The organism is Actinosynnema sp. NPDC037264 (assembly GCF_055603705.1).
This window is the reverse complement of the sequence record NZ_JBVJVK010000002.1, coordinates 186,921-211,628: the sequence shown is the minus strand read 5'-3', so window position 1 is coordinate 211,628 and position 24,708 is coordinate 186,921. Positions and strand designations below refer to the sequence as shown.

The 24,708-nt window shown below is 71.6% G+C and carries 20 protein-coding genes and 1 pseudogene; 8 read left to right on the top strand and 13 right to left on the bottom strand.

Annotated features, from left to right (window positions below; translation table 11 throughout):
• Positions 1-9 precede the first annotated feature (9 nt).
• On the bottom strand, positions 10-783 hold the full coding sequence (locus tag ACZ7GX_RS03450) for a DUF899 family protein (RefSeq protein ID WP_498772379.1): 774 nt from the start codon (positions 781-783) through the stop codon (positions 10-12).
• Between the two features lie 13 nt (positions 784-796).
• Positions 797-1,294: a DinB family protein gene (locus tag ACZ7GX_RS03445; RefSeq protein ID WP_498772377.1), complete on the bottom strand. Its 498-nt coding sequence runs from the start codon at positions 1,292-1,294 to the stop codon at positions 797-799.
• A gap of 117 nt (positions 1,295-1,411) precedes the next feature.
• On the opposite strand from ACZ7GX_RS03445, the gene ACZ7GX_RS03440 reads away from it, so the two are divergent.
• The gene (locus ACZ7GX_RS03440; RefSeq protein WP_498772375.1) at positions 1,412-2,470 is read left to right on the top strand and encodes an ATP-dependent DNA ligase; all 1,059 of its coding nucleotides are present in this window, start codon (positions 1,412-1,414) and stop codon (positions 2,468-2,470) included.
• Between the two features lie 5 nt (positions 2,471-2,475).
• Positions 2,476-3,435: a helix-turn-helix transcriptional regulator gene (locus ACZ7GX_RS03435; RefSeq protein WP_498772373.1), complete on the top strand. Its 960-nt coding sequence runs from the start codon at positions 2,476-2,478 to the stop codon at positions 3,433-3,435.
• A 4-nt stretch (positions 3,436-3,439) separates the two neighbouring features.
• Here ACZ7GX_RS03435 and ACZ7GX_RS03430 read toward each other — a convergent pair whose 3' ends face one another.
• The 4 genes from ACZ7GX_RS03430 to ACZ7GX_RS03415 all read right to left on the bottom strand — a co-directional run bounded on the left by ACZ7GX_RS03430 (position 3,440) and on the right by ACZ7GX_RS03415 (position 6,380).
• Complete coding sequence (locus ACZ7GX_RS03430) at positions 3,440-3,982, bottom strand: uracil-DNA glycosylase (protein WP_498772371.1); 543 nt, start codon at positions 3,980-3,982, stop codon at positions 3,440-3,442.
• 135 nt (positions 3,983-4,117) lie between these two features.
• Positions 4,118-4,870 carry a DUF427 domain-containing protein gene (locus ACZ7GX_RS03425; protein WP_498772369.1) on the bottom strand — a complete coding sequence of 251 codons (753 nt, stop codon included), beginning with the start codon at positions 4,868-4,870 and terminating at the stop codon, positions 4,118-4,120.
• On the bottom strand, positions 4,867-5,469 hold the full coding sequence (locus ACZ7GX_RS03420; RefSeq protein ID WP_498772367.1) for a DUF305 domain-containing protein: 603 nt from the start codon (positions 5,467-5,469) through the stop codon (positions 4,867-4,869). Before ACZ7GX_RS03420 ends, ACZ7GX_RS03425 begins: the two co-directional genes overlap by 4 nt.
• Positions 5,466-6,380, bottom strand: a complete 915-nt coding sequence (locus ACZ7GX_RS03415; RefSeq protein ID WP_498772365.1) for a DUF1996 domain-containing protein — start codon at positions 6,378-6,380, stop codon at positions 5,466-5,468. Before ACZ7GX_RS03415 ends, ACZ7GX_RS03420 begins: the two co-directional genes overlap by 4 nt.
• Positions 6,381-6,564: 184 nt before the next feature.
• Between ACZ7GX_RS03415 and ACZ7GX_RS03410 the strand changes: the two genes are divergently transcribed.
• Positions 6,565-8,682 (top strand): discoidin domain-containing protein, encoded by a 2,118-nt coding sequence (locus tag ACZ7GX_RS03410; protein WP_498772363.1) that lies wholly within the window; start codon positions 6,565-6,567, stop codon positions 8,680-8,682.
• A 56-nt stretch (positions 8,683-8,738) separates the two neighbouring features.
• Here the strand turns inward: ACZ7GX_RS03410 and ACZ7GX_RS03405 are convergent, their stop codons facing one another.
• Genes ACZ7GX_RS03405 through ACZ7GX_RS03380 form a run of 6 tightly spaced genes read right to left on the bottom strand, consistent with a single transcriptional unit; the run spans position 8,739 to position 15,909 of the window.
• Positions 8,739-10,139: a GH1 family beta-glucosidase gene (locus ACZ7GX_RS03405; protein WP_498772361.1), complete on the bottom strand. Its 1,401-nt coding sequence runs from the start codon at positions 10,137-10,139 to the stop codon at positions 8,739-8,741.
• Positions 10,140-10,179: 40 nt separating this feature from the next.
• Positions 10,180-11,205, bottom strand: coding sequence for an ABC transporter ATP-binding protein (locus ACZ7GX_RS03400; protein WP_498772359.1), 1,026 nt, complete (start codon positions 11,203-11,205; stop codon positions 10,180-10,182).
• Complete coding sequence (locus ACZ7GX_RS03395; protein ID WP_498772357.1) at positions 11,202-12,194, bottom strand: ABC transporter permease; 993 nt, start codon at positions 12,192-12,194, stop codon at positions 11,202-11,204. Before ACZ7GX_RS03395 ends, ACZ7GX_RS03400 begins: the two co-directional genes overlap by 4 nt.
• A 3-nt stretch (positions 12,195-12,197) precedes the next feature.
• Positions 12,198-13,178 (bottom strand): ABC transporter permease, encoded by a 981-nt coding sequence (locus tag ACZ7GX_RS03390; RefSeq protein WP_498772355.1) that lies wholly within the window; start codon positions 13,176-13,178, stop codon positions 12,198-12,200.
• Positions 13,175-14,254 carry an ABC transporter ATP-binding protein gene (locus ACZ7GX_RS03385; RefSeq protein ID WP_498772353.1) on the bottom strand — a complete coding sequence of 360 codons (1,080 nt, stop codon included), beginning with the start codon at positions 14,252-14,254 and terminating at the stop codon, positions 13,175-13,177. The genes ACZ7GX_RS03390 and ACZ7GX_RS03385 overlap by 4 nt, the downstream gene beginning before the upstream one ends.
• The gene (locus ACZ7GX_RS03380) at positions 14,251-15,909 is read right to left on the bottom strand and encodes an ABC transporter substrate-binding protein (RefSeq protein WP_498772351.1); all 1,659 of its coding nucleotides are present in this window, start codon (positions 15,907-15,909) and stop codon (positions 14,251-14,253) included. The genes ACZ7GX_RS03385 and ACZ7GX_RS03380 overlap by 4 nt, the downstream gene beginning before the upstream one ends.
• A 186-nt stretch (positions 15,910-16,095) precedes the next feature.
• On the opposite strand from ACZ7GX_RS03380, the gene ACZ7GX_RS03375 reads away from it, so the two are divergent.
• From ACZ7GX_RS03375 to ACZ7GX_RS03355, 5 genes and pseudogenes are all read left to right on the top strand, one after another.
• Complete coding sequence (locus tag ACZ7GX_RS03375) at positions 16,096-17,358, top strand: ROK family transcriptional regulator (RefSeq protein WP_498772349.1); 1,263 nt, start codon at positions 16,096-16,098, stop codon at positions 17,356-17,358.
• 76 nt (positions 17,359-17,434) lie between these two features.
• Positions 17,435-19,801 carry a glycoside hydrolase family 3 C-terminal domain-containing protein gene (locus ACZ7GX_RS03370; RefSeq protein WP_498772347.1) on the top strand — a complete coding sequence of 789 codons (2,367 nt, stop codon included), beginning with the start codon at positions 17,435-17,437 and terminating at the stop codon, positions 19,799-19,801.
• A 261-nt stretch (positions 19,802-20,062) separates the two neighbouring features.
• Positions 20,063-21,106 carry a LacI family DNA-binding transcriptional regulator gene (locus tag ACZ7GX_RS03365; RefSeq protein ID WP_498772345.1) on the top strand — a complete coding sequence of 348 codons (1,044 nt, stop codon included), beginning with the start codon at positions 20,063-20,065 and terminating at the stop codon, positions 21,104-21,106.
• A 123-nt stretch (positions 21,107-21,229) separates the two neighbouring features.
• Entirely contained in the window at positions 21,230-23,434 is a 2,205-nt protein-coding gene (locus ACZ7GX_RS03360) for a pectate lyase-like domain-containing protein (protein ID WP_498772343.1), read from the top strand.
• A 110-nt stretch (positions 23,435-23,544) separates the two neighbouring features.
• Positions 23,545-23,775 (top strand): annotated as a pseudogene (locus ACZ7GX_RS03355) (helix-turn-helix domain-containing protein); the annotation flags it as partial.
• A gap of 27 nt (positions 23,776-23,802) precedes the next feature.
• On the opposite strand, the gene ACZ7GX_RS03350 reads toward ACZ7GX_RS03355, so the two are convergent.
• Positions 23,803-24,663 (bottom strand): maleylpyruvate isomerase family mycothiol-dependent enzyme, encoded by an 861-nt coding sequence (locus ACZ7GX_RS03350; protein WP_498772341.1) that lies wholly within the window; start codon positions 24,661-24,663, stop codon positions 23,803-23,805.
• Positions 24,664-24,708 lie beyond the last annotated feature (45 nt).

The window sequence follows — 24,708 nt, the reverse complement described above, 5'->3', positions numbered from 1 at the left end:
CCGCCGTCCCTAGTGGTGGTGCCGCTCCCGGCCGAGGGTGTCGACCGGGAGCGCGCCGGGACGGGTCCACTGCGGCACGGGGCGGCTGGTCGGGCCCCAGGTGGCGGTCCCGTCCGCGTCCGCGCGCCAGGACCAGCACGCGTCCCGGCCCGCCGGCCACCCGTCGGGGTTGTCCTCCCAGGCCTCACCGCGGCCGTAGGGCGTCAGGTCGAGCAGGCCCAGGGACCCGTTGACCCGCTCGTTGCCGCGGCCGGTCGTGGAGTAGGTGAGGAACGTGCGGTCGCCGTCGCGCAGGAAGCAGGTGAGGTGCCCCATGCTGTCGCCGACCGGCGCGGCCAGGTCGCGCACCGAGTACCAGGGCTGGGTGTAGCCCATGAACTCGACGTAGGCGGCCACCTCGTCCCACCGGCCCGTGGTCAGGACGGCGAACGAGACGCCGCGGGCGTTGAGGTACACGGCGTCCTTCAGGTGCCAGGCCGTGGTGGTGCAGCCCTCGCACTGCCCCTGGTGCGGCGCGCCGTCGTACCACATGTGCTTGTAGACGACGAGCTCGTCGCGGCCCTGGAACAGGTCCAGGAACGGGACCGGGCCGTCGGGTCCGACGACCTCGACCGCGCCGTCGAACTCCACCATCGGCAGTCGGCGGCGGGCGGCGGCGAGGGCGTCGCCCTCGCGGGTGTGCGCCTTCTCGCGGACCAGCAGCTCGTCGCGGGCGGCCTGCCAGGTGGCCGGGTCGACGACGGGCGGGCGGCCGGGCCGCGCGGTGGTCGGGTCGGGTGTCATGGTGTCCTCCTGGTCAGCCCATCGTCTTCTGACCGTCGAGGGTCTCGCGGATGATGTCCGCGTGCCCGGCGTGCTGGGACGTCTCGGCGATCAGGTGCAGCACCACGCGGCGGACGGTCCACGAGACGCCCGGCTCGAACCACGGCGCGACGGGCAGCGGGTGGGCGGTGTCCAGGTCCAGGTCCGCGAGCAGCCGCTCGGTCTTCGCCGCCGTCTCCTCGTAGTCCGCGAGCAGCCCGGCCAGCGTCTCGTGCTCCAGCATGCGGAAGCCGTTCTCCCAGTCCGCCGGCACGCTCTCCATCAGCTCCGCGCCGCCGACCGCGAAGCGCATCCAGCCCTCTTCCACGGCGCGGACGTGCTTGATGAGGCCGCCGAGGGAGAGCGCGCTCGCCGTGGGCGTCTGCCGCGCCTGCTCGTCGCTCAGCCCGCGCACCGTGACGCGGAGGAACCCGCGGTGCCTGTCCAGGCTCGTCAGCAGGTCGGTGAGCTCGGTCGAGAGGGTGGTGTTCATGGTCTGGTTCTGCCTTCCGCCTCAGTGGTGACACCACCCTAAGACGCATTGCGGACAACTTCGGCCCTCGATTCCGCACCACGGTGAATTCCTCCACTTCGAATTACGCTCGGGCCCGTGGACCTCCCCGTGATGCCGCCCGTGCGGCCGATGCTCGCCAAGGCCGTGCACGCGGTGCCGCGCGAGCCCGGGCTCGTCTTCGAGCCGAAGTGGGACGGGTTCCGGTGCGTCGTGTTCCGCGACGGCGAGGAGCTGGAGCTCGGCTCCCGCAACGACCGGCCGTTGACGAGGTACTTCCCCGAGGTGGTGGAGGTGCTGCTGGCGGGGCTGCCGCCGCGGTGCGTGGTGGACGGCGAGATCGTCATCGTCACGCCCGACGGGTTGAGCTTCGACCTGCTGCAACTGCGGCTGCACCCGGCCGCGTCGCGGGTGCGCAAGCTGGCCGTCGACACGCCGGCCGCGTTCGTCGCGTTCGACCTGCTCGCGCTGGAGGACCGGGACCTGACCGCGGTGCCGTTCGCCGAACGCCGACGGCTGCTGGAGGGCGTGCTGCGGGACGTGCCGGGGCTGTACCTGACGCCCGCGACGGACGACCCCGACCAGGCCGAGGACTGGTTCACCCGGTTCGAGGGCGCGGGGTTCGACGGCGTGGTGGCCAAGCGGACCGACCTGCCGTACGAGCAGGACAAGCGGGTGATGTGGAAGGTCAAGCACGAGCGGACGGCCGACTGCGTGGTGGCCGGGTTCCGGCCGCACAAGGACGGGGTCGGCGTCGGCTCGCTGCTGCTCGGGCTGTTCGACGACGCGGGTTCGCTGCACCACGTCGGCGTGGCCAGCAGCTTCACCGCCGCGCGCCGCCGTGAGCTGCTGGCGGAGCTGGCGCCGTACCGGGAGGACGCGCTGGCCGACCACCCGTGGGCGGAGTGGGCCGCGATCGACGCCGCCACGCCCGGCGCGCAGAGCCGGTGGAACCCGACCAAGACGCTGACCTGGGAGCCGCTGCGGCCGGAACTGGTCGCCGAGGTGCGCTACGAGCACCTGCAGGCACGGCGGTTCCGGCACACGAGCAGGCTGGTCCGCTTCCGCCCGGACCGCACGCCCGAGTCGTGCACGTACGCCCAGCTCGAGGAAGTCGCGCCGGCGGAGCTGATGGACGTCTTCGGCGTGCGAAGCTAGGTCGGGTGACCGACACCGCGGGCCGGCTGCTCTCCCTGTTGTCCCTGCTCCAGATGCCCCGCGAGTGGCCGGGCAGCGAGCTGGCGCGGCGGCTGGAGGTCAGCCCGCGCACGATCCGCCGCGACGTCGACCGGCTGCGCGAGCTCGGTTACCCGGTCGAGGCGTCGATGGGCGCCGAGGGCGGCTACCGGCTGGTCGCGGGCACGGCGATGCCGCCGCTGCTGCTGGACGACGAGGAGGCCGTGGCGATCGCGGTCGGGTTGCGCACGGCGGCGCGGCAGACCGTGTCGGGCATCGAGGAGGCGTCCCTGCGGGCCATGGCGAAGCTGGAGCAGGTGCTGCCGTCGCGGTTGCGGCGGCGGGTGGCCGCGTTGGGCGCGGCGACCTTGCCGGTGGTGCTCGGCGCCGACGGGGTGACGGTGGACCCCGAGCACCTGACCGTGCTGGCGTCCGCCATCGCGAACCGGGAACGGCTGCGGTTCCGGTACTCGGCGGCGGACGGCGCGGAGAGCAGGCGGCACGTCGAGCCGCTGCACCTGGTGCCGTCCGGGCGGCGCTGGTACCTGGTGGCGTTCGACCCGGAGCGCGACGACTGGCGGTTCTTCCGGGTCGACCGGATGACCGCGCTGTCCCCCACCGGGGCCCGGTTCGCGCCGCGCACCCTGCCCTCCGACGACCCGGCCGCCTACCTGGCGGAGCACATGCTCAGCCGGGCGCCGACCTACACCGCCGTGGCGACGGTCCACCTGCCCGCCCGTGACGTGCGGGCCAGGTTCCCCGGCGCGGACGTCGAGGTCGTCGACGAGCGGACGTGCGTGCTCCGGAACTTCTTGGACACGGTGGAGTACCTCGCGTTCCACCTGGTGCAGCTGGGTTGCGAGTTCGAGGTGCACGAGCCGCCCGAGCTGGTCCGGCACCTGCGCGAGCTGCACGACCGGGTCGGGCGGGCGGTCGGGCGCGGCTGAGCGCTCAGTCGGCCGCCTTGGCCGCCTGCCGACAGGCCTCGACGAGCTGCGGCCACCGGCCCGCCCGGTCGCGGTTGATGGACAGCGGCGACGGGTGGGGCGCGTTGAACACCTTCAGCTTGTGGCCGCGGCCGGACAGCGTCCAGCCCGTGCCCGCGGGCCTGCCCAGCACCACGACCGACTTGAGCGAGGTCAGCATCCGCAGCAGCTCCACCAGGTACGGCACCGCCGCGCGCAGGTCGGCGGGCGACGGCTCGCGGCCGGACAGGTACCAGGGCACCACGTTCCAGCTCAGGCTCACCCGCCGGGACAGGCCCGCCTCGGCCATCGCGGCGAACACGTTGGCCGCGGTCGGGTCGTCGTTGTCCGGCGAGTTGAGGCCCGAGCCCGACGACGCGGGCCCGGGCGACTCCAGCAGCAGCAGGACCTTGGCGTTCACGCCGCCGCTCGCCGGGTCGAACAGCGGCACGTCGGCCTTGCGCTCGGTGGCGATGCGCTGCGCGAACTCCGTCAACTTCGCCAGGTGGGGCGCTTTGAGCAGAGCCATCTTCCGAGCGACGACCACGGGGTTCCGGTGTGCCCTCGGGGTGGAGGGGAAGACGTCCATGGGCGCTAGCGTTCCCGTCTTGATCAGGCACTACCATCCGCCGTCCGGGCGGCGCCCCGGAATCGTGGGAGGCGTTCAGGCGAAGTGGGTGCGCGGCCGCTCCTCCAGGACGCCGTCGACGTAAGTGTCGACCTTCTCGTTGTAGAACGCGACCAGACCCGCGAGCGGCCTGCTCTCCGGCAGCGGGTTGCGGTAGCCCCAGACGACGTTCTCGTGCGTCTGGTCGCCGACGACCACGGACCAGTACTCGGCGGTGCCCTTGTACGGGCAGCTCGTGCTCAGGTCGGTCGACCGCAGGAGGTCCAGCCGGACGTCGGTCATCGGCAGGTAGTAGCGGGCGGGCAGCCCGGTCTCGAACAGGATCACCGGGCGGTGGGAGTTCGCGACCTCGACGCCGCCGACCTCCACCCGGATGTGCCTGCTGCTCTGCAGCGCGTCGACCCTGGTGTAGGGGTCGCGCGGGTGGGCGTAGACCGGCTCGTCCTCCTCGAACCACTCGTCCATCGCGTCCCAGTCCAGCCGGACGAGGCCGCGCAGCGCCTCCAGCGGCGAGTCCGGGTACCGCAGCCCCGCGCCCGACGCCGACGCCGAGCCGGTCTTCACGTCGAACAACTGGCCGTTGCCCCGGCTGGGCGACCGCTTCACCTCGCCGGTCGCCACCAGGTCAGCCCGGACGTCCTCCGCCGGGAAGTAGTACGTGGGGTAGTAGGGCATCTCCCACACCAGCACCGGCCGCGTGGTGTCCACGACCAGTTCGCCCGCCAGGAAGGCCCGGACCCGCTTGGTCCCGGTCTCCACCCGCACCCGTCCGCGTTCCGCAGCACTCATGATTCCGAAACTACGCGCGAGTCCGCCCGGTCGGGAGGCGTCGGGTTTCTCCGGTGTTGCCCAACGTGGCCCGGTGTCGCGGCGGCCAGGCGCTCGGTCTGCGCCGCCCGTGCCGCGCCGATCGACGCCGCCAGGTCGCGGGTCTCCCGGTCCGCGCCGCTGTCCTGCTCGCCGCGCGCGAGCAGCGCCGACTGCTCCAGGTGCTCGCGCAGCTTCGCGGGCAGGCCGGCCGGGTCCAGGCGCAGGCCGGCCAGGTCCGCCTCCGACACCAGGCCGGGCATCTGGTGGCCGGCGTGCGGGTTGTCGCCCGACAGCCCGGCGCGCTCGCGCAACCGCTTGAGCTGGGCCAGCTCCCGCCCGTGCGACTCGGCCAGCTCCGCCGCGAACGGCGCGAGCTCGGGCGGCGCGAGGGCGAGCGCGGGCAGCAGCTGCTCGTTCATCGGGATCATCAGCTGGATCCACGCGGTGTCGGTGGCGTTGAACGGCGACGCCGGGGCCGGCGGCGCGGGGGTCGGCGCCGGCGCGCACGCGGCCAGCACCAGCAGGGCGGCACCCCAGAGCGCTCGGAAGCGCCCCGGGGTGGACGGGATCGTCGTCACCGCGGCAGCCGGTAGTCCGGCCCGAGGGCGGCGCCCCGGTGCGGCTTGTACTGGTCGTACCCGCGCGGGTCGCACTGCAGGCCGCCGTTGACGCAGTGGCTGACCAGCGCCTGCAACGTGGGGCCGTCCCACGCGTTCATGAAGTCGTAGTGCCAGGTGTAGCCGCGTCCGCTGGCCAGCCGCACGCGTGACATGTCGCCCGACACCGGGAAGGCGATCTTGAACTCCAGCATCGGCACGGGCACCGGGTGCGTGGCCGGGCACACGAGCGTCGCCCGGTCCGGGTACGCCATGTGCGACTTGTGGTCCGCCGAGTCGAGGTCGCGCCCGTTCCAGCAACTCGGGGCCTGGTAGCGGACGTTGAGCTGGCTGCCCGGCGGGCAGTAGGACGGGAAGTCCCAGTTGTGGGCGCTGTTGCCGCACTCCCAGCCCTCGACCGCGCCGGGCGCGGTGCGGAACTGCTCCTGCGTCGCCGTGGGGCTGCCCACCACGAACCGGATCCCGGCCGGGAACGACCGGACCTCCTGGTACTTCAGGATCCCCGACTTGTAGTAGATGACCTGGGGGAAGTCGGGCACGACCAGCTGGTCGCCGTTGTAGAGCGAGGGGAACCAGTACGCCGACTTGTCGTCCGGGGTCTTGCAGTTGGTCTGCCCGGCCTTCAGCGACGCGGTGGTGCTGCTCGCGTTGGTGGAGCTGTTGCCCAAGAACGTGTGCATGTGCGACGCGCCGGGCAGCCCGGGGAAGACGATCGGGTCGTCCGGCCGGTGCGCGGTGACCGAGCAGTTGGCCTGGAACTCGTGGTGCGTGACCAGCTCATCGGCCTGGGCCGGTTGGGTGACGACCGTCAGGGCGGTCGCGAGTAGGCCGGCCGCGGCGGTCGCGGCCAGGGTGCGGAGTGTTCGGGACACCTTTGTCCTCCTGCCGACGTGGGAACGTGGCTGGGAGAGCGCTCTCCCGATTGAGGTTGCCCGCCCGCCATCGAGGTGTCAAGGGGCGGCGCATTGACAGATCCGTAGTCAGTTCGTAACACTTCAAGCCGGGTTGAGAGAGCGCTCTCCCGCACCTCGATCCGACAATCCGGCAGGAGACGCCATGCACCGCCTCCGATCCGTCAGCACGGCACTCGCGCTGCTCATAGGACTCGCCGTGGTCCCGGGCACCGCGAACGCCGCACCCGTGCTGCTCTCCCAGGGCAAGCCGGCCACGGCGTCCTCGACCGAGGGCGCGGGCACACCCGCGTCGGCGGCCGTGGACGGCAACGCCGGCACCAGGTGGGCCAGCGCGTGGAGCGACCCGCAGTGGCTGCGGGTGGACCTCGGCGCCGCCTCGACCCTCAGCCGCGTCGAGCTCGACTGGGAAGCCGCGTACGCCACCTCGTTCCAGGTCCAGGTCTCCGCCGACGGCAACGCCTGGACCACCGTGCACACCACGACCGCCGGCACGGGCGGCAAGCAGGGCTTCGCCGTCACCGGGTCGGGCCGGTACGTCCGCGTCTACGGCACCCAGCGCGCCAACGGCTACGGCTACTCCCTGTGGGAGTTCCGCGTCTTCGGCACGCAGGGCGACACTCCCCCGCCGGGCACGGGCGTGCACGTCACCGGCTCCCAGGGCAACTGGCAGCTCGTGGTGGACGGTCGGCCGTGGACGGTGAAGGGCCTCACCTGGGGCCCGCCGGCGGCGGACGCGGCCCGGTACATGCCGGAGCTGAAGTCCATGGGCGTCAACACGTTGCGCACCTGGGGCACCGACGGTTCCACCAGGCCCCTGCTGGACGCGGCGGCGGCCAACGGCATCAGGGTGATGAACGGCTTCTGGTTGCAGCCCGGCGGCGGCCCCGGTTCCGGCGGCTGCGTCGACTACGTCACCGACGCCACCTACAAGTCCGACATGCTCAACACCATCCGGCAGTGGGTGACCACCTACAAGGACCACCCCGGCGTGCTCATGTGGAACGTCGGCAACGAGTCCATCCTGGGCCTGCAGAACTGCTACTCCGGCGCGGAGCTGGAGAACCAGCGCGTCGCGTACGCCAAGTACGTCAACGAGGCCGCGCGCGCCATCCACGCCGTCGACGCCAACCACCCCGTCACCAACACCGACGCGTGGACCGGCGCGTGGACCTACCTCAAGGCGCACGCGCCCGACCTCGACCTGTACTCGGTGAACTCCTACGGCAACGTGTGCCAGGTCCGGCAGGACTGGATCAACGGCGGCCACACCAAGCCGTACATCCTGACCGAGGCCGGCCCGGCCGGCGAGTGGGAGGTGCCCGACGACGTCAACGGCGTGCCCAGCGAGCCGACGGACGTGCAGAAGCGGGACGGCTACACCAGGGCGTGGGACTGCATCACCGGGCACGCCGGGGTGTCGTTCGGCGGCACGTTGTTCCACTACGGCACGGAGTACGACTTCGGCGCGGTGTGGTTCAACCTGACCCCGGCGGGCAAGAAGCGGCTGTCGTTCTACGCGGTGCAGCGGGCGTTCGGCGGCGCGAGCCCGGCCAACACCCCGCCGGTGATCACCGCGATGAACCTGCCGACCAGCGTCCCGGCCGGCGCGCGGCTGACCGTCGACGTGGCCGTGAGCGACCCGAACGGCGACCCGATCACCTGGTCGGCGGCGTTCAACAGCAAGTACGTCGACAACAGCGGCGGCCTGGGCTTCACGCCCGTGCAGGTCGACGGCAACCGGCTGACCGTCACCGCGCCCGATCGGCTCGGGGTGTGGAAGGTGTACGTGATGGCCGAGGACGGCCGCGGCAACATCGGCATCGAGACGAAGTCGGTGCGGGTGGTCGCGCCGCAGCCGGCGGGCGTGAACGTGGCGCGGGGCAAGCCGACCGCGGCGTCGTCCTACCAGCAGGTGGGCGACGGCGCGCCGTTCCCGCCGGCCAACGCCGTGGACGGCAACGCGGGCACCCGCTGGGCCACCGACTGGTCCGACCCGCAGTGGTTGCGGGTCGACCTCGGCGCGGTGACCACGTTCCAGCACGTGCAGCTGGTGTGGGAGGGCGCGTACGGCCGGGCGTACGAGATCCAGGTGTCCGACGACGGCGCCACCTGGCGTCCGGTGTACGGCACCACGACCGGCAACGGCGGCGTCGACTCGATCGACGTCACGGCGACCGGCCGGTACGTGCGGCTGCACGCCACGCAGCGCGGCACCGGGTGGGGCTACTCGCTCTACGAGCTCGGCGTCTACCGGCGCTGACGGAAAAAGCCGAAGGGCCGGAGGGAGAACTCCCCTCCGGCCCTTCGGCCGTTCCATCAGCTGCCCCGGACGCGGCGAATCGTGTCCCGGTACCACAGCGCGCTGCTCTTCAGGGTGCGGACCTGGGTGTCGTAGTCCACGTGCACCAGGCCGAACCGCTTGTCGTAGCCGTAGGACCACTCGAAGTTGTCCATCAGCGACCATGCGAAGTACCCGCGCACGTCCGCGCCCGCCGTGCGGGCCTTGGCCACGGCCGCGATGTGCGACTCCAGGTAGGCGGTGCGGTCGTCGTCCTGCACGAAACCGCTGTCGTCTGCCTTGTCGTCGAACGCGGCGCCGTTCTCCGTGATGACCATCGGCACGCCCGGGTACTCCTCACCGATCTGCACGAGCAGGTTGGTGAAGCCCTCGGGCACGATCTCCCAGTCCATCGCGGTGACCGGGCGGCCGTAGCGGACCTCCCGGCAGACCGGCACGCCGTCGGCGTCGGCGGTGTTGCCGTCCTCGTCCACGCCGGAGAACTTCGAGCTGGAGTAGTAGTTCACGCCCAGCACGTCGATGGGCTGCTTGATGACCTCCAGGTCGCCCGGCTCCTCGGGGATCTTCACCCCGCGCGCGGCCAGGTCGTCCACCACGTCGGCCGGGTAGTGCCCGCGCACGAGCGGGTCGAGGTAGATCCGGCGGGACAGGCCGTCCGCGCGGCGGGCCGCGTCGTGGTCGGCCGCGCTGTCGGTGGCGGGGCTCGCGTGGCTCATGTTGAGCGTGATGCCGAACTCCATCGGCTCGGTGGCCGCCTCGCGCATCCGCCGGGTGGCCAGGCCGTGGCCCAGCAGCAGGTGGTGCACGGCGTGGATGGCGGCCTCGAAGTCCTGCCTGCCGGGCGCCTGGCGGCCCTCGTAGTAGCCGAGCATCGCCGAGCACCACGGCTCGTTGAGCGTGGTCCAGTGGCGCACCCGGTCCGACAGCGCGTCGAAGACGAGCATCGAGTAGTCGGCGAACCGGTAGGCGGTGTCGCGCACCGGCCAGCCGCCCGCGTCCTCCAGCTCCTGCGGCAGGTCCCAGTGGTAGAGCGTGACCCACGGGGTGATGCCCTTGCCGAGCAGCTCGTCGACCAGCCGGTCGTAGAACGCCATGCCGGGCGCGTTGACCGGGCCCTTGCCGCCCGGCTGCACGCGCGGCCAGGCGACGGAGAACCGGTAGGTGTCCACGCCGAGGGAGCCGATCAGCGCGACGTCCTCGGGCATGCGGTGGTAGTGGTCGCACGCGATGTCGCCGTTGTCGGCGTTGTGCACCATGCCGGGTGTGCGGCAGTAGGTGTCCCAGATGGATGGTCCCCGACCGTCTTCCTCGTGGGCCCCCTCGATCTGGTACGCGGAAGTCGCCACGCCCCAGCGGAACGAGGCGGGCAGGGTGTCGATCGCGGGGTCGAGCCCGACGGTCGGCGCCGTGGTGTCCATTGATCTCCTCTGGAGTCGGAACCCGTTGTCGTGAACGGGTTCAGAGCCCGTTGTCGTGAACGGGGTGCAGCCAGCAGGCCACGGTGCGGTCGGCGGGCCCCTCGTGTGCCGCGTGGTTCTTCTCGGGGGGAACGCCGAGCACCGGGACCTCCACACCGCAACGCTCCATTGCGTGCGGACAGCGTGGGTGGAACGCGCAGCCCGCGGGCATGGCGCGCAGGTCGGGCGGTGAGCCGGGGATGCCGGTCAGCTCGCGCTTCGGTCCGCGCAGCGCGGGGAACGAGTTGAGCAGGCCGTGGCTGTAGGGGTGCAGCGGGTCGCGGTAGAGGTCGGCCGAGGCCGCCTCCTCCACGATCCGACCGCCGTACATGATCGCGATCCGGTCGGAGAACTCGACCAGCAGCGACAGGTCGTGGGTGATGAACACGACCGAGAACCCGAGCCGTTCCCGCAGCTCGACGAGCTGGCGCAGGATCTGCCGCTGCACCACCACGTCCAGCGCGGTGGTCGGCTCGTCCATGATGACGACCTTCGGCTCCAGGGCCAGCGCCATGCCGATCATCACGCGCTGCCGCATGCCGCCCGAGAGCTGGTGCGGGTAGCTGTCCAGCCGGTCGGCGGAGATGCCGACCAGGTGCAGCAGCTCGCGGGCGCGGGCCAGCCGGGACGCGCCGCTGCCGCGCGGGTCGTGCGCCTTGATCACGTCGGTGAGCTGGGTGGAGATCCGGTGCACCGGGTTGAGCGAGTTCATCGCGCCCTGGAACACGATCGCGGTCTCGGCCCACCGGAACCTCCGCAGCGCGGCGTGGTCCATCCGGAGCACGTCGACCGGGTCGCCGCCGTCGGGGTGGTAGAGCACCTCGCCGCCGGTGATCACGCCCGGAGGTGGCAGGAGCCTGGTCAGGCCGTAGGCCAGGGTCGACTTGCCGCTGCCGCTCTCGCCGGCGAGGCCGAGGACCTCGCCCCGGTGCAGCGTGAGGTCCACGTCGCGGATCGCGTGCACGGCCTCCTCGCCGAGGCCGTAGTCCACGTTCAGGCCGCGGATCTCCAGCACCGCGTCGGTCACGGCGTCTCCCTTCCCTCGGACCGGGCCTTCGTCGCGAGGACCGGCGTGAAGCCGACCCGCATCCGGACCGTGTGGCCGTCGGCGGTCTTGACGTTGGTCTTGCCGCCGCCGCGCAGGCGCGGGCTGACGAACTCGTCGATGCCGAAGTTCACCAGCGACAGGGCGGTGCCCAGCAGCGCGATGGCCAGGCCCGCGGGGACGAACCACCACCACGCGCCCTGAGCGAGGGCCTGCTGGCTCTGCGCCCAGTACAGGACGGTGCCCCAGTTCCAGTCGCCGCCCGCGCCGATGCCGATGAACGCCAGCGTGATCTCCAGGGTCACCGCGAAGATGACCGTGCCGACGAAGCCGGAGGCGATGACCGCGGTGAGGTTGGGCAGGATCTCGAACAGGATGATCCGCCACGTCTTCTCGCCGGTCGCCCGCGCGGCCTCCACGTAGTCGCGGCCGCGCAGCGACAGCGTCTGCGCGCGGAGCACGCGTGCGCCCCAGGCCCACGAGGTGAGGCCGATGACCAGGGCGATGGTGAGCGTGCCCGTCTCCGGCAGCGTCGACGTGATGATGATCATCAGCGGCAGCGCCGGGAGCACCAGGAACACGTTGGACAGCGCGGAGAGCGCCTCGCTGCCCGCGCCCGCCAGGTAACCGGACGTGACGCCGACCAGGATCGACAGGATCGTGGCCACGACGCCCGCGACGAAGCCGACGACCATGACGCTGCGCGTGCCGACCACGACCTGGCTGAAGATGTCCTGGCCGAGGTGGGTGGTGCCGAACCAGTGCGCGGCCGACGGCGCCTGGAGCAGGTCGTTGCCGCGCCCGGACGGGTCGTAGGGCGCGATCCACGGCCCGATGATCGCGACCAGGGCGAAGAAGCCCAGGATGACCAGGCCGACGGTGGCCTTGGGGTTGGCCACGAACCGCAGCCTGCGGCGCTTCACGGGCGCGGCGACCGGGGTGGCGGTCCCGGTGGTGGGAACCACGGTCACGGCTCAGCCCTCCCGTCGGGTGCGCGGGTCGAGCGCGAGGTAGGCCACGTCGGCGAGGAAGTTCGCCAGCAGCACGGACAGCGTGATGATCAGGAAGATCCCTTGCATGAGCGGGTAGTCCTTGGCGCCGACGGCCTGGAACAGCTGCAGGCCCAGGCCCGGGTAGGAGAACACGATCTCCACCAGCAGCGTGCCGCCGACGATGAAGCCGAGCGACAGCGCGAAGCCGGAGACGTTCGGCAGCAGCGCGTTGCGCGCCGCGTAGGACAGCATCACGCGCCGGTCGGACAGGCCCTTGGCGTGCGCGACGGTCACGTAGTCCTCGGAGGCCACCGTGACCATCATGTTGCGCATGGACAGGATCCAGCCCGCCATGGACGAGATCAGGATGGTGAACGCGGGCAGGATGCCGTGCCGCAGCACGCTGCCGACGAACTCCAGGTCCGGGTTGGGCACCAGGCCGTTGTCGTAGGCGCCGGAGGCGGGGAAGAAGCTGTCCGGGCCGGTCAGCAGCGCGATCGCGATGAGGCCGAGCCAGAAGTACGGGATGGACGACACGAACGTGGTCACCGGGATCAGCGCGTCGGCCCACGAGCCGCGCCGCCAGCCGATGCCGGTGCCCAGCGCGGTGCCGATGAGGAAGCCGAGCACGGTGGTGATGCCGACCAGCCCGAGCGTCCACGGCAGGCCGTCGCCGAGCACCTGCGACACCGGCGACGGGAAGTACGTGAACGACAGGCCGAGGTCGCCGCCGAGCAGCTGGCCCAGGTAGGTGAAGTACTGCTCGACCAGGCTCGCGTCCTTGTCCAGCCCGAACAGCACGTACAGCGACTGCACGGCCTCGGTGGTCATCTGGCCGCGCGACCGCGTGATCAGCGCCTGCACCGGGTCGCCGGGGATGACGCGCGGGATGAAGAAGTTGATGGTGATCGCGGCCCACGCGGTGAACAGGTAGAACGCGATCCGCTTGAGGAGGTAGCTCACGGCGCCTCCAGGACGCGGAGCGCGACCTTGTCACCGTCGGACAGGCCGTCGCCGTAGAGCCAGCAGGCCGCGAAGTGCCCGTCCCCGTCGCCGATGGCGAACCGCGGCGGGACCTTCTCCGCGCAGACCTTCATGGCGGACGGGCACCGCGGGTTGAACCGGCAGCCGTCGGGCGGGTTGATCAGCGACGGGGGCTCGCCCGTGCCGCCGTCCTTCTCCTGCGCGGCGGGCCGGTCGGGGTCCGGCGCGGAGTCGATCAGCAGCTGCGTGTACGGGTGCGCGGGCCGTTGGGTCACGGTCTCGCTGTCGCCGCCCTCGACCACGCGGCCGGCGTACATCACGAACGTCTCGTCGGCGAAGTAGCGGGCCGACGCGATGTCGTGGGTGATGTAGAGGATCGCGAGGTGCAGGCGTTCCTTGAGGTCGCGCAGCAGGTTCAGCACGCCGAGCCGGATCGAGACGTCCAACATGGACACCGGTTCGTCGGCCAGCAGCACCTCGGGGTCGGCGCCGAGGGCGCGCGCGATGGCCACGCGCTGGCGCTGGCCGCCGGACAGCTCGTGCGGGAACTTGTCCACGTACCGCTCGGGCGGGGTGAGCTGCACGCGGGTCAGCAGGTGGGCCAGCGCCTCCTCCAGCTCCCGCGGCGTCTTGCCCGCGTTGCCGTGGATCTTCAGCGCGCGGGTCAGGTGGTAGCGCACGGTGTGCACGGGGTTCAGCGAGGCGAACGGGTCCTGGAAGATCATCTGGACGCGCTTGCTGTACGCCCGGAAGCGCTTGCCGCCCTTGGTCTTGACCGGCTCGCCGCGCAGCCGGATCGAGCCGGAGGTCTGGGGGTAGAGCTGCGCCAGCAGGCGGGCCACCGTCGACTTGCCCGAGCCGGACTCGCCGACCAGCGCGGTGACCCGGCCGCGGTGCAGCCTGAGCGTCACGTCCTCGACCGCGCGCACCGAGCGCACGGTCCGGGACAGCAGCTCTCGCCCGCGTTTGCGGACCGGGAAGTGCTTGGTCAGGCCATCGGCCTCCAGGACCACCTCAGTGGTCCCGGAGGCCGACGGTGCGGTGCTCGTCGTCATGCGGCCGGCTTCAGGTGCAGGACGACGTCGAGCGCGTTCTCCAGCGTGGGCTGCAGCGGCGCGTACTGGTTGGACTGGTCGGGCCAGCCCACCCAGTTCTTGGTGCTGTACTGGCCGCCCGCGTTCGCCGCGGAGGTGATGGCGACCGGCATGTCCCGCACGTGGATCTGCTGGATCTTGTGCAGGGCCGCGGTGCGCGCCGCGTCGTCGGCGGCGTTGGCGTACTCGTTGAGCAGCGCGGTCGCCTCGGGGTTCTCGTAACGGCCGTAGTTGCCGTTGATGCCGCCCTCGCCGATCGGCTTGTACAGCGCGCCGTTCATGATGTTCTCGTAGATGTCGTACGGCGTCGGACCGTTGTTGGTCCAGTGCAGCGCGGCCTGGAAGTCACCGGTGTCGAGCGCCTTGCTCCACGCGTCGGCGTTCGGCAGGTCGACCGTGGCCTCGATGCCGATCTCGGACACGTTGTCCTTGATGATCTCCAGGTTCGTCACGTAGTCCGACCAGCCGGACGGCACGGTCATCTTCAGCGTGACGGGCTGGCCCGACGGGTCCTTGAGCTTGTCGCCGTCGAAGGTGAAGCCGGCGGCGGTCAGCTCCTTCTTGGCGGCCTCCACGTCGACCGTGACGATCTTGTCCTTGAACTCCGGCGCGATGTAGGAGTCGCCGGCGGGCGTCGGGATGCCGGTGATGTTGTCGACCTTCGGGTAGAAGTACCCCGCCTCACCCTGCATGAAGATGTCGTCCCGGTTGATCACCATGTTGACCGCGCGGCGCAGGGCCGGGTTGTCCCACGGCGCGACCTTGGTGTTGAACCACAGGCCGTGGATGCCGAGCACCGGCGGGAAGTAGAGCTTGTAGTGCTCGGGGTCCTTCGAGGTGTAGACGGCCTCGTAGTTCGGGATGAACACGAAGCTCCACTCGGCCGCGCCGGTGGCGAGGGCCGTGGTCTGCGCGTTGTTGTCGCTGTAGGAGGTGTAGCGGACCTCCTTGACCTTCGGCAGCTCCTGCCAGTACGAGTCGCGCACGGTCAGGGTGACGGTCTGCGGCGTGAACGACTTGAGCGTGTACGGGCCGCTGCCGACCGGGCTCTTGACCGTGTCCGTGCTCGGGTTCGCGATCGTCGACCAGATGTGCTTGGGCACGATCAGCTGCTCGAGGATCTTCTTCTGGTTGACGAACTGCGACCTCGGGAACTCGACCTCGACCTTGCTCCCGGAGGCGGTGACCTTGTCGTAGGGGACGGAGTCGACGTTCAGGCCGGGGTTCTTCTTCAGCAGCTCGAAGGTGAACGCCACGTCCTCGGCGGTCAGCGGCTTGCCGTCCGACCACGTCGCGCCGTCGCGGATGGTCAGGCTCAACTTGTGGAAGTTCTCGGTCCACTCCCAGTCCGTGGCCAGCCACGGCTTGGGCTTCTCCGCGGGCTTGGTCTCGTTGACCATGGCCAGCGGCTCGAAGAGCAGCCGGCGGTAGCCGAGCGAGCTGGCCGCGGACGTGTTGAGGAACGGGTTGTTGTTCTCGGTCTGCGGACCGTTCGGCATGCCGACGTTCAGCACGCCTTCGTTCGTGCTGTTCGCGCCGGGGTTCGAGGTCGAACAGGCTGCCGAGAACAGCAGTGCTGCCGCGACGGCGAGGGCGGACGTTCGCCTGAGTCGCATGGGTTCTCCTTGTCGGGCGGGGGAAGGGCGAGCGCTCGGGAGTGCGGGCCGCGCGTGCCATCGCGGCTGGGACGCTGGGCGCGTCCTCGTGTCGATGCAGACTCAACCCCGGTGAGCCAAGTCACGTCAATCACGAACAGGTTACAAACTTAGACTAATTTTAAGTCGCAAACTAAGGTCCGTGGCGTGGCACCGAAGCGCACCACCGTCCGCGACCTGCGTCGGCAGAACCGTTCGACCCTGCTGTCGACGCTGTTCTTCGACGGGCCGTTGAGCAGGTACGAGCTGTCCCGGCTGTCCGGGCTGTCGGCGGCGACGGTGTCCAACGTGACCGGCGAGCTGGTCGACGACGGGCTCGTGGTCGAGGCCGGTTCGGTGGACTCCGACGGCGGCCGGCCGCGCGTGCTGCTGCGCGTGAACCCCGCGTTCGCGCACGTGGTCGGGGTCGACGTCGGCGAGACCGGGATCAAGGTCGAGCTGTTCGACCTGGCGCTGACCCAGCTGGCCGCCCTCGACCACGCCCTGTCGCCCTCGTCGCCCGCCGCGGTGGCGTCGTTGATCGCGTCGTCGGTCCGGGACGTGGTCGCCGCGGCGGGCGTGCCGGCGTCGACCGTGCTCGGGGTCGGGATCGGCGTACCCGGGACGGTGGAGCAGGGCGCGACCGCGGTCGTGCACGCGCCCACCATCGGGTGGGACGGCGTGCGACTGGAGGAGCTGGTCGCGTCGGCGTCCTCCTCCGCCTGGCCGCTGTACGTGGAGAACGGGGCGAAGACGCAGGGCCAGGCGGAGATGTGGTTCGGCGCGGGACGGGGCGCCAAGCACGTCGTCATAGCCCTCATCGGCTCCGGTGTCGGCGCGGCGGTCGTCACCGACGGCGGGGTCTACCGGGGCGCCACCAGCTCGGCCGGCGAGTGGGGCCACACGACCATCGTCTACGGCGGCCGGCCGTGCCGGTGCGGCGCGTTGGGCTGCTTGGAGGCCTACGTGGGCGCCGAGGGCATCCTCGACCGGTACCGCAAGGCACGGGGACGTGAGCTGCCGGCGGGTGACGAGCAGTCGACCGTGGCGGCCCTGATCGACGCCGCGCCCCGCTCCAAGACCGCCGCCCGCGTGCTCGAGGAGACCGCCGGCTACCTGGGCGCGGGCATCGCCAACCTGGTGAACCTGTTCAACCCGGAGCGGATCGTCCTGGGCGGCTGGGCCGGGCTGGCGCTGGGCGCGCACCAGCTGGACCGGATCGTGGCGGCCACCCGCGCGCACGCCCTGCGGCACCCGTACGAGCAGATCTCGATCGAGCTGGGCCGCCTGGGCCCGGACGCCGTCGCCGTCGGCGCGGCCACCCTCCCCGTCGCCGCCCTCCTGGACCGCGCCGCCGACCCGCGCAAGCCGTCCGCGCCCGAGCTGAGCGTCGAACTCGGCGTGCCCGACCGCCGGACGCGCGCGTTCTGACCGCAGGTGGTTGACAGAGCGGGCCGGGTGGCCTGACGCTGGGCGGGAGAGCGCTCTCCGAGGCAAGGGGTTGGGTGTGGACGAGCCGGATCTGGGTCTGCTGGTCGGCAAGTTGGACGTGACGCGCAAGGTCCGGCTGCTGACCGGCGCCACGGGGTGGCGGACGCACGAGGAGCCGGACATCGGCCTGCGGTCCATCGTGGTGTCGGACGGGCCGATCGGCGTGCGCGGCCAGGGTTGGGACGAGCGCAGCACCTCGCTCGCGCTGCCCTCCCCCACCGCGCTGGCCGCCACCTGGGACGTCGACCTGGTGCGGAGGCTGGGCGTGCTGCTGGCGGCCGAGGCGCGGCGCAAGGGCGTCGACGTGCTGCTCGCGCCCACGCTCAACCTGCACCGCTCGCCGTTCGCCGGCCGGCACTTCGAGTGCTACTCCGAAGACCCGCTGCTCACCGGCCGCATCGGCGCGGCCTACATCACCGGCGTGCAGAGCGGCGGGGTGGCGGCCACCGCCAAGCACTACGTGGCCAACGACTCCGAGACCGAGCGCATGACGCTCGACGCCGAGGTCGACGATCGCACCCTGCACGAGGTCTACCTGGTCCCGTTCGAGGCCGCCGTCGAAGCGGGCGTGTGGGTGGTGATGTCGGCCTACAACGGCGTCAACGGCGTCACCATGTCGGAGAACCCGCTGCTGGACGAGCCGCTCAAGGGCTCCTGGGGCTTCGACGGCCTGGTCGTCTCCGACTGGGGCGCGATCCGGTCCACCGCGCCGTCCGCGCGGGCGGCCCAGGACCTCGCCATGCCCGGCCCGGAGAGCCCGTGGAACGACCTGGCCGCCGCCGTCGAGAACGGCGAGGTGCCGGAGAGCGCGCTGGACCTGAAGGTCGAACGGCTGCTCCGCCTGGCCTCAAGAGTCGGCGCCCTCAACGGCGCCACCGCCCGGAGACCCCACGTCGACGCCCCGCTGGACCTGCTGCGCGAAGCCGTCGCCGCGAGCACCGTGCTGCTGCGAAACGACGGCGTCCTCCCGCTCACGCCCGGCACCAAGGTCGCCGTCCTCGGCCCCAACGCCGCCACCGCCCGCATCCAGGGCGGCGGCAGCGCGGGCGTCTACCCCGAGTCGGTCGTGTCGTTCCTGGACGGCCTCCACGAGGTCGCCGAGGTCGTGCACACCGCCGGCGTCCGCCTCCAGGACCGCCCCGCGCCCCTGACCACCGCCAACACCCGGCACCCGCACCACGGCGAGCCGGGCGTGCTGGTCCGCCTCCTCGACGCCGACGACGCCGAGCTGTCCGCCGAACACCGGTTCCTGGGCCGCATCCTCGAAGTGCCCCTCGTCGACGGCGCCCGCACCGTCGAGATCCACGGCAGGCTCGACGTGGACGTGACCGGCGACTGGACGATCTCCGCCGCCGGTTTCGGCCGCCTCACCGTCGACCTGGACGGCGCCCGCCTGATCGACGACGACGTCCCGCTCGACACGGACGACCCGGCCGTCATCCACCTCACCCCGCCGTACCGACAAGCCACCGCGCACCTCCGAGCAGGTACGACGGTCGACCTCGTCGCACGCCGCGAGCTGCGTGACCACACCGGCACCGCCACCGTCCTCGCCGCCGACCCACCACGCCTGAGCGCCGACGACGAACTGGCCCGTGCGGTCGGATTGGCCCGCACCAGCGACGTCGCGGTGGTCGTCGTCGGCACCACGGACGAGATCGAGAGCGAAGGCTTCGACCGCACGTCACTCGCCCTGCCCGGCCGTCAGGACGAGCTGGTGCGCGCCGTGCTCGCGGTGAACGACCGCACGGTGGTCGTCGTCAACTCCGGCGGCCCGGTCGAGTTGCCGTGGCGCGACGAGGTCGCCGCCGTCCTGCTGACCTGGTTCCCGGGCCAGGAAGCCGGCCACGGCCTCGCCGACGTGCTCTTCGGCCTCCGCGAGCCGGGCGGCCGACTACCGACCACCTGGCCCGCCACCCAGCAGGACCTGCCCGTCTCGAACGTCCGACCGGACCACGGCATCCTGCGCTACGACGAGGGCCTCCACCTCGGCTACCGCGCCTGGCACCGCGCCAAGGCCGACCCCGCCTACTGGTTCGGCCACGGCCTCGGCTACACCACCTGGGCCTACGAAGCCGCCACCACCACCGAATCGGGCCTCCGCGTCCGCCTCCGCAACACCGGCACCCGCCCCGGCCGCGAGGTCGTGCAGGTCTACGTGACCCGACCGGACAGCGCCATCGACCGCCCCAACCGCCAACTGGCCGCCTGGACCACCGCCACCGCGACCCCAGGTGAAACCGTCGAGGTGGACATCCCCATCCCCCAACGCGCCTACCAACACTGGACCACCACCGGCTGGACCACCGAACCAGGCCGCTTCACCCTGCTGATCGGCCCCTCCTCCGGCAACACCCCCCTCACCCTCCACCACCACCCCTAACCCCAACCACCCCCCAATCCCCTCTCCCAACCACCCACAACGGCACCACAACGGACCCGGAACCGCCGCACCCAGGCCCGATTTGACATGGGTTCGGGTGCCATAGGCTGGTCGAAGCCGGGCAGGCTTGGCGGACGCTTTTCCCGCCAGGCCTGCCCGGCTTTGGCCTGCCTGGGGTGCCCGTAAGGGCCCCATGTCAAATCGAGCCGAACAGAGCCAGACTACGGAGAGCGCTCTCCACCCCCGTGGCAGAATGACCCCATGAGCAGATCGCCGACGACCCCGCCGACGTTGGAAGACGTGGCGCGGGTCGCCGGTGTGTCCCGCGCCACCGTCTCCCGCGTCATCAACGGCACCCGCAACGTCGACCGCAAGATCCAGGAAGTCGTGCGCGCCGCCATCGACAAGACCGGCTACGCGCCCAACCGCGCCGCGCGCTCCCTGGTCACCAAGAGGGCCGGGACGATCGCGCTGGTGGTGTCCGGCGCGGGCGACCCGGGCGACGAGGACGCGTTCGCCGCACGCGTGTTCTCCGACCCGTTCTTCGGCCGGGTGGCCAGCGGCGTGCTCGGCTTCCTGCGCACGCGCGGCGTGCACCCGGTGCTGATGGTCGCCGACACCGAACCGGCCCGCGAGGACGTGCTGTCGTTCCTCCGCCAGGGCAGCGCGGACGGCGCGCTGCTGGTCTCGACCCACGCCGAGGACCCGCTGCCCACCCGCCTGGTCGACGCCGAGCTGCCCGCCGTGCTGTTCGCGCGCCCGGCCCGGCCCGTGCCGATCAGCTACGTCGACCTCGACCACCAGGCCGGCGCGAAGCTCGCCGCCGACCACCTGGTGCGTCGCGGCTGCACGCAGGTCGCGACGATCACCGGCCCGCTGGACGTGCCCGCGTCCCAGGACCGGCTGACCGGGTTCCGCGACGCCATGGCGCGGCACGGTTTCCCGTACGTCCCGATCGCCGAGGGCGGGTTCACCTCGATCAGCGGCGAGGCCGCGATGGAACGGCTGCTGGCCGAGCACCCCGACATCGACGGCGTGTTCGCGGCCAACGACCTGATGGCGCAAGGCGCGCTGCTGGTGCTGCACAAGCACCGCAGGCCCGTCCCGGAGGACGTGGCGCTGGTGGGCTTCGACGACAGCAGCCCCGCGCTGTCGTGCCGACCGAGGTTGACCACCGTGCGGCAACCGGTGGAGGACATGGCGGCCGGGATGTCCCGGTTGCTGCTGGACCACGTCGAAGAACCGGGACTGCGCCCCAAATCCGTCATCTTCGAACCCTCGCTCGTCGTGCGCGATTCCGCCTGAACCGTCGTTGACGTCTTCGCGACATCGGCGTTACGCTCCGAGAGAGCGCTCTCTCAGCGCCTCCGGTGCCACGGAGGCACGGCTCCGGGCCTTCTCGCGCCCCTTACCTCGTCAGGTAGGACAATGAGCTCTCCCCGTTCCCTGTCACGGGTCCTGACCGCCGCGCTGGCACTCGGCCTCGCCGCGGTGCTCAGCCCCGTGATCACCCAGTCCGCGCAGGCCGCCGAGTGCGGCACGACCAACGCCGCGCTGAACCGCCCGGCGACCGCGTCCTCCGTCGAGAACGGCGGCACCCCTGCCGCCGCCGCGGTCGACGGCAACACCGGCACCCGCTGGTCCAGCGCGTTCGCCGACCCGCAGTGGGTCCAGGTGGACCTCGGCTCGACGCAGCAGGTCTGCCGCGTGACCCTGACCTGGGAGGCCGCGTACGGCCGGGCGTTCCAGGTGCAGCTGTCGGACAACGCGTCCACTTGGAACACCGTCTACTCCACCACCACCGGCACCGGTGGCGTGCAGAACCTGACCGTCGCGGGCTCCGGGCGCTACCTGCGGGTCCACGGCACGGCGCGCGCCACCGGCTACGGCTACTCACTGTGGGAGCTGGCAGTCAACACCGAGACGGCCGGCGCACCCGTCATCCCGCCCACCGACCCGCGCAACCCCGACTTCGGTCCCAACGTGCTCGTCTACGGCCCCGGCTACGACCGGGCCGCGATGCAGTCGCGGTTGGACCAGATCGCCACCCAGATGAAGACCAACCAGTTCGGCTCCGAGCGGTACGCCGTGCTGTACAAGCCGGGCGTGTACGACGCGGACGTCAACCTCCGCTTCTACACCCAGGTCGCGGGCCTCGGCCTGCGCCCGGACGACGTGCGGCTCAACGGCCACGTGCGCGTCGAGGCGGACTGGCTCCAGCAGGGCGACAACCCGAACAACCTCGGCAACGCCACCCAGAACTTCTGGCGCCAGGCCGAGAACCTGCACGTCAACCTGCCGGCCGGGCAGATCGAGCGGTGGGCCGTCTCGCAGGCCGCGTCCTACCGGCGGATGCACCTCAGCGGCCAGATCCACCTGTGGAACGGCGGCGACGGCTGGGCGTCCGGCGGTCTGATCGTGGACAGCAAGATCGACGGTGTCGCGGTCTCCGGCTCGCAGCAGCAGTTCCTGACCCGCAACAGCAACCTCGCGGGCGGCTGGAGCGGCTCGGTGTGGAACATGGTGTTCGTCGGCACGCAGGGCGCGCCCGCGCAGCACTTCCCGAACCCCTCGCACACCACCGTCGACACCAGCCCGGTCGTGCGCGAGAAGCCGTTCCTGTACTTCGAGAACGGCGAGTACAAGGTGTTCGTCCCGGCGCTGCGGCAGAACGCCCGCGGCACGAGCTGGGAAGCGGGCGCGCCCGCCGGCCAGTCGATCTCGCTGGCCGACTTCTTCATCGTCAAGCCCGGCACGCCGGTGGCGACGACGAACGCGGCGCTGGCGCAGGGCAAGCACCTGCTGCTGACGCCAGGTGTGCACCGCCTCACCGACACGATCAACGTGACCCGGCCGAACACCGTGGTGCTCGGCCTTGGCCTGGCGACGCTGTCCCCCGACACCGGCAAGGCCGCGCTGGCCGTGTCCGATGTGGACGGTGTGAAGCTGGCCGGGTTCCTGGTCGACGCCGGTGTGCAGAACTCCCCCGTGCTGCTCCAGCTCGGCCCGACGACCTCGTCGGCGTCGCACGCCGCCAACCCGACCTCGATGCACGACGTGTACCTGCGCGTCGGCGGTCCGCAGGCGGGCAAGGCGACGACCTCGCTGGAGATCAACAGCGACCACGTGATCGTCGACCACACGTGGGTGTGGCGCGCCGACCACGGCACGGGCCCGACCGGCTGGACCGCGAACACCGGTCGCAACGGCGTCGTCGTCAACGGTGACAACGTGACGGCGTACGGGTTGTTCGTCGAGCACTACCAGGAGTACAACACGGTGTGGAACGGCAACGGCGGCCGCACGTACTTCTACCAGAACGAGCTGCCGTACGACCCGCCGAACCAGGCCGCGTGGATGAACGGCTCGAAGCTGGGCTGGGCCGGGTACAAGGTGGGCGACCACGTCACGACCCACGAGGGCTGGGGCATGGGCGTGTACGCCTTCAACCAGGCCGACCCGAGCATCCGGACGGCGAACGGCTTCGAGGTGCCCAACCGGTCGGGCGTGCGGCTGCACGACCTGGTGACGGTGTCGCTCGGCGGTGTCGGCACGATCGACAACGTCGTGAACGGCGTCGGCGGCGCGGCGAACATGGCCACGCAGCAGCGCTACGTCGTCAACTACCCGTGATCGCGTGAGCAACCGCCCCGCCGAGGCTTCCGTCCTCGGCGGGGCGGTTCGCTGGGGTCCGGGCACGTGGTCGTGCTCGTGCGGCGCGGCCGGTTCCGGCGGCGCGCGCGGTGGTCGCGGCGGCACGGGAGGCGGTGCTGGCGGACGCGCCCGAGTCGGCCGGGCTGGTGCCCCTGGCGGAGGCGCTCGGCGTGTCGCCCTACCGCCTGAGCCGCGCGTTCAACCGCGAGGTGGGCGTGTCCCTGACCAGGTTCCGCAACCGGGTGCGGGTGGGGCGCGCGGTGGAGCGGTTGGAGGGCGGTGAGCGCGACCTGGCGGGCCTGGCGGCGGACCTGGGCTTCGCCGATGACGGGTCACCCGGGAAGCCGCTAGCCCGCCGACAGGGGCAGGGAGTTCGTCGGCAGCCGCACCTTGCGCAGGAACGCGGGCAGCAGCCACGGGCGTCGTCCGGCGACCCGCAGCTTGCCCGTCACGGCGGCGCGGGCGCGGCTGACGCGGCCGAACAGCACCAGGTTCAGCACCGCCGGGTCGAAGGTCAGGCGCACGTCGACCGGCTCGCCCGGTTCCCCGATCGACACCCGGCCCTGGTGCAGCACGATCGTCACCGGGGTCGTGTGGGGTGAGCGGAACGCCACCGCGACGCGGCGGTCGCTGGGCGGCTCGCCGTCGAGCACGCCGCCGACGTCGTTGCGGATCATGCCGACGATGAACAGGTCGAAGAACAACGCGGCTTCACGCGGCGGGATCGACCACGGCGTGCCGACGCCCCGGGCGATGTCCCACCCGTGGACCAGCAGTTCGTTGACGAGGTGGGCCAGCACGCCCGCGATCGGCACCTGGGACGCGCCCAGCCACGGCACCGTCCGCTCGGGGTCGGCCTCCGTCGTCACCTCCAGGATCGTGGCCACCATCGACCGCAGCATGGCGCTCAGGGTGGCGGGGTCGCGCTCGGTGAACCGCCGCAGGGCCAGGTCGTTCAGGTTGGCGACGGTGTCCACGGTGACCGCGGGGATGTGCTCGGCGAGGCTCCGGTCGGCCACCTCCCCGCCGCCGGGCGCCAGCAACGTGGTGTAGATCGAGGCGATGGCGACGACGTGCGCCGCCGTGTCGGCCACCGTCCAGTCGGCGGTGGCGAGCGCGCTCGGGTCCGACGATGCGACGAGGTCGGCGAACCGCCCCGTCACGTCCGACAGCACGTCCCGCACTGCCGGCCACTGCTGCTCGACCACGGCACCCCCCAAGTCGCCCGGGCACGTACCATAACAGTGTTTCAG